At 65.1% G+C, this 5,407-nt stretch carries 1 protein-coding gene; it reads left to right on the top strand.

Features of this window, described 5'->3' with window-relative positions:
• The coding region (locus KHU30_RS24960; RefSeq protein WP_211445288.1) for a non-ribosomal peptide synthetase at positions 1-5,407 on the top strand (5,407 nt) is incomplete at both ends.

The following is a 5,407-nucleotide window of genomic DNA, read 5'->3' as shown; positions in this document are numbered from 1 at the left end:
AGGTCAAGATCCGCGGCTTCCGCATTGAATTGGGCGAGATTGAAGCGCGGCTGGCCTTGCATCCGGCGATCCGCGAGGCAGTGGTGATTGCGCGCGAGGACAATCCTGGCGACAAGCGCCTGGCGGCGTATATCGTCGTCAATGAAGAGATCGACGCGGCAGCGCTGCGCGCCTACCTGAGCGCCGGCATGCCCGAGTACATGGTGCCGGCAGCTTATGTTGCGCTGGCAGAGCTGCCGCTGACAGCCAATGGCAAGGTGGACCGCAAGAAGCTGCCGGCGCCCGAGGCGGAGGCATTTGCAGTGAGCGGCTATGCGGCGCCCGAAGGCGCAACGGAAGCTGCCATGGCGGCGATCTGGTCACAGCTGCTGCGGGTCGAGCGCATCGGCCGCTACGACAATTTTTTCTCGCTCGGCGGCCATTCGCTGGTGGCGGTGCAGATGATTTCGCGCATCCGGCAGGCGTTCGATATCGAGGTGGCGATCAGCACCTTGTTTGCGCATCCGGTGCTGCAGGACTTCTCCGCGCAGCTGCTGGCCGGCCCGTCCAGCGTCCGGCCGCCGCTGACAGCCGCCAGCGCAGCAGAGCGCGAGCAATTGTCGTTTGCGCAGCAACGCTTGTGGTTCCTGGAGCAGATGGGCGGAGTCAGCCATGCCTATCACATTCCGCTGGGCTTGCAGCTGCGCGGCGAACTTGACCGGGTGGCCCTGGTGCAGGCGCTGGAGCGGCTGGTGTTCCGCCATGAAGCATTGCGCACCAGCTTTGTCGCCAGGGAAGGCCAAGCTGCAATACAGCGCGTCGCGGCGGCGGAACTTAGTCATTTCCAGCTGCTGGAACACGATTTGCGCCATCATCCGGAACGCGAGGAGGAACGCGAGCGCCTGCTTGCCGAAGAGGCATCCAGGCCTTTCGATCTGGCTCGGGGCCCCTTGATCCGCGGCCTCCTGCTGCAAGAGACGCGGACCCAGCACACGCTGCTGATCACCACTCATCATATCGTTTCGGACGGCTGGTCGACCGGGCTGCTGCTGGATGAAATCAGCGCACTCTACAACGCCTACCTGCTGGGGCAGCATGATCCGCTGCCAGCCCTGGCGGTACAGTATCCGGATTACGCGGCATGGCAGCGGCGCTGGATGAGCGGCGCCGTGCTGGAACAGCAGGCCGCCTACTGGAAACAGAGCCTGGCAGGGGCTCCGACCCTGCTGGAACTGCCGACCGACTATCCGCGGCCGGCGCAGCAAGACTATGCCGGCGCCAGCATTGAGACAACGCTGGACGCCGCACTGACGCGCAAACTGAAGGTCCTGAGCCAGCGCCACGGCATCACCCTGTATATGACGCTGCTGAGCAGCTGGGCACTGCTGCTGGGCCGGCTGGCGGGACAGGACGATGTGGTCATCGGCACGCCGGCGGCGAATCGCAGCGTGCAGGAAGTCGAGGGCCTGATCGGCTTCTTCGTCAATACGCTGGCGCTGCGCATCCATCTGCCGGAACAGGCTACGGTGGCAGCTCTGCTGGAGCACGTGAAGCAGCAGTCGCTGGCAGCCCAGCATCATCAGGAAATCCCGTTCGAACAGGTAGTGGAACATGCCAATCCGGTGCGCAGCATGGCGCACAGCCCCTTGTTCCAGGTGATGTTCGCCTGGCAGAACGCGCCGCAAGGCAGGCTGCAGCTTTCAGGCCTGGAGCTGACGCCGCTGTCGCTCAGGCAAGTGACGGCGAAATTCGACCTCACCTTGTCGCTGGGCGAAGCGGGCGATGCGGTCGCCGGTTCGCTGGAATATGCCGCCGCCTTGTTTGAACAAGCCACTGTGGAGCGCTATCTCGGCTATTGGCGCCGTCTGCTGGAAGCGATGGTCAGCGACGATGCGCGGCAGATCGCCAGCCTGCCGCTGCTGGGCGAGACGGAACGGCAGGCGCTGGCGGCGTGGAATGCGACCGAGGTGGACTATCCGGAGCGCGAGTCCCTGCTGCATCAGCTGTGCGAAGCGCAGGCCGCGCGTACGCCGGATGCGGTGGCGGTGGAGCAGGACGGGCAACAGCTGAGCTATGCCGAACTGAACCGTCAGGCCAACCAGCTGGCGCACTACCTGCGCGGACTGGGCGTCAAGCCGGACGACAGGGTGGCGATCTGCGCCGAGCGCAGCCTGCAGATGGTGGTTGCCTTGCTGGGCGTGCTGAAGGCAGGGGCGGCCTACGTGCCGCTGGATCCGGCCTACCCGGCGGATCGCCTGGCGCACATGCTGAGCGACAGCGCGCCGCGCGTGGTGCTGACGCAGGCCGGGATTGCAGGCGGCTGGCAACAGGTGCGGGCGTCGATCGCACCGGAGTTGCCGCTGCTGGATTTGCAAGCGCCCAGCTGGGCCGCTTATCCGGAGCACAATCCCGACAGCAGCCACCTGGCGCCGTCCGACCTGGCGTACGTGATCTACACCTCCGGCTCGACCGGCAAGCCGAAAGGCGTGATGAACGAGCATCGCGGCGTGGTCAACCGCATGCTGTGGATGCAACAGGCTTATGGACTGCAGCGGGACGACGTGGTGCTGCAAAAGACGCCTTTCAGTTTCGACGTCTCGGTGTGGGAATTCTTCTGGCCGCTGATGACCGGCGCCAAGCTGGTGATGGCCAAACCGGAGGGGCACAAGGATCCGGCCTACCTGAGCGAGCTCATCCGCGCTGCCGGCGTCACCACGCTGCACTTCGTGCCCTCCATGCTGCAGGTGTTTGCCGCCCATGGCCAGGCCGCCGCCTGCCGCAGCATTGTGCGGGTGATGTGCAGCGGCGAGGCGCTGCCGGCATCGCTGGCGCAAAATTTCCATGCACTGCTGCCGCATGCCCAGCTGCATAATCTGTACGGGCCTACCGAAGCCGCAGTGGACGTGACGGCATGGACTTGCGTCGCCGGAGACGCCAGGAGCGCAATTCCTATCGGCAAGCCGATCGCCAACACCAGCATTTACGTTCTCGATGCGCTGGGCGAACCGGTGCCGCTTGGCGTCGCCGGCGAGCTGCATATCGGCGGCGTGCAGGTCGCACGCGGCTACCTGAACCAGCCGGAGCTGAGCGCGCAGCGTTTCATCGCCGACCGCTTTTCGCAAGTGCCGGGAGCGCGCTTGTACAAGACCGGCGATCTGGCGCGCTGGCAGGCCGACGGCAACCTGCTGTACCAGGGCCGCAACGACTTCCAGGTCAAGATCCGCGGCTTCCGCATCGAGCTGGGCGAGATCGAGGCGCAACTGGCGATGCACGCAGCGATCCGCGAGGCCGTGGTGATTGCGCGGGAAGACATCCCGGGCGAGAAGCGGCTGGTGGCCTATTTCGTGCGCAGTTGCGTTGACAAGGACGAAGTCGATGCGGAAATCTTGCGCGCGCATCTGAGCGTCAATCTGCCGGACTACATGGTGCCGGCGGCATACGTCGCGCTGGCGGCCTTGCCGCTGACGGCGAACGGCAAGCTGGACCGCAAGAACCTGCCGGCCCCGGATGGCGCTGCCTATGCAGCCAATGAATATGCCGCGCCGCTGGGCGAGACGGAAATCGCGCTGGCGGCGATCTGGTCGGAATTGCTGAAAATCGAGCGCGTCGGCCGTCACGACAACTTCTTCTCGCTCGGCGGCCATTCGCTGCTGGCGGTGCAGATGATCTCGCGGCTGCGGCAAGCATTCGGCGTCGAGGTGGCGCTGAGCGCCGTCTTCATGCATCCGTTCCTTGCCGACTTCGCCGCCGGTCTGTCCGGCAGCGATACCGGCATCCGGCCGCTGATCACAAGCGCCAGCGGCGCCGAACGGGAGCAGCTGTCGTTTGCCCAGCAGCGGCTATGGTTCCTGGAGCAGATGGGCGAGGTGCGCCAGGCCTATCATGTTCCGCTGGCCTTGCAGCTGCGCGGCGAGCTCGACCGGGTTGCCCTGGTGCAGGCGCTGGAGCGCCTGGTATTCCGCCACGAAGCGCTGCGCACCAGCTTTGCCGCCGCCGAAGGCAGCGATGCAATACAGCGCGTCAAGGCGGCGGACCTCAGCCATTTCCAACTGCTGGAACACGACTTGCGGCATCATCCGGAGCGCGACGCAGAGCGGGAACGCCTGATCGCGGAAGAAGCGGCGGCGCCGTTCGACCTGGCGCAAGGACCGCTGATCCGCGGCCGCCTGCTGCAGGAGACGCGCACCCGGCATACGCTGCTGATCACGATGCACCATATCGTTTCGGACGGCTGGTCGATCGCAGTGCTGCTCAATGAAATCAGCGCGCTGTACAGCGCCTACCGGCAGGGCGAGCACGATCCCTTGCCGCCGCTGGCGGTGCAGTATCCGGATTACGCTGCGTGGCAGCGGCGCTGGATGAGCGGCGCGGTGCTGGAACAGCAGACCGCGTACTGGAAAGAAAACCTGGCGGGCGCGCCGAGCTTGCTGGAATTGCCGACCGATTATTCCCGTCCGCTGCAACAGGACTATGCCGGCGCCTGGGTAGCGACGGCGCTGGATCAAGAGCTGACTAAAAAACTCAAGACCTTGAGCCATCGCCACGGCAGCACCTTGCACATGACGCTGCTGAGCAGCTGGGCCCTGCTGCTGGGGCGCCTGGCGGGACAGGACGACGTGGTCATCGGCACGCCGACGGCGAACCGCAGCCAGCAGGAAGTGGAAGGCTTGATCGGCTTCTTCGTCAACACGCTGGCGCTGCGTATCCACCTGCCGGAAAAGGCGACGGTAGGCACGTTGCTGGAACACGTCAAGCAACAGTCGCTCGCGGCACAGCAACATCAGGACATTCCGTTCGAACAGGTGGTCGAACATACCCATCCGGTGCGCAGCATGGCGCATAGTCCCTTGTTCCAGGTCATGTTTGCGTGGCAGAACGCGCCGCAAGGCAAGCTGCAGCTGCCCGGCCTGGAGCTGACGCATCTGCCTTACAAGCAAGTGACCGCCAAATTCGACCTGACCTTGTCGCTGGAAGAGTCGGGCGATGTGATTGCCGGCGTGCTTGAGTATGCCACTGCCTTGTTCGAACGCAGCACCGTCGAGCGCTACCTGGGCTATTGGCAATGCCTGCTGCAAGCAATGGTCGGCGACGACAGCCGGCAGATCGCAGATCTGCCGCTGATGAGCGCAGCAGAGCGCCACCGGATAATGAAGAGCTGGAACCAGACCGACGCCGCCAATCCGGCGCCCTTGCTGCCGCAACTGTTCGAGGCGCAGGCGGCGCGCACGCCGGACGCGGTCGCGGCGGTGCATGGCGCCCATCAGTTGAGTTATGCCGAGCTCAACCGCCAGGCCAACCAGTTGGCGCATCACCTGCGGCAGCTGGGCGTCAGGCGCAACGACCGGGTGGCGCTGCAGCTGGAGCGTAGCCTGCCGCTGATTGTCGCCGAACTGGCGATCCTCAAGTGCGGCGCCGCCTATGTGCCGCT

This window comes from Collimonas humicola (assembly GCF_018304945.1).
Classification (GTDB): Bacteria; Pseudomonadota; Gammaproteobacteria; order Burkholderiales; family Burkholderiaceae_D; genus Collimonas; species Collimonas humicola.
The sequence above is the reverse complement of the archived record's forward strand: the minus strand, read 5'-3'. Positions and strand labels throughout refer to the sequence as shown.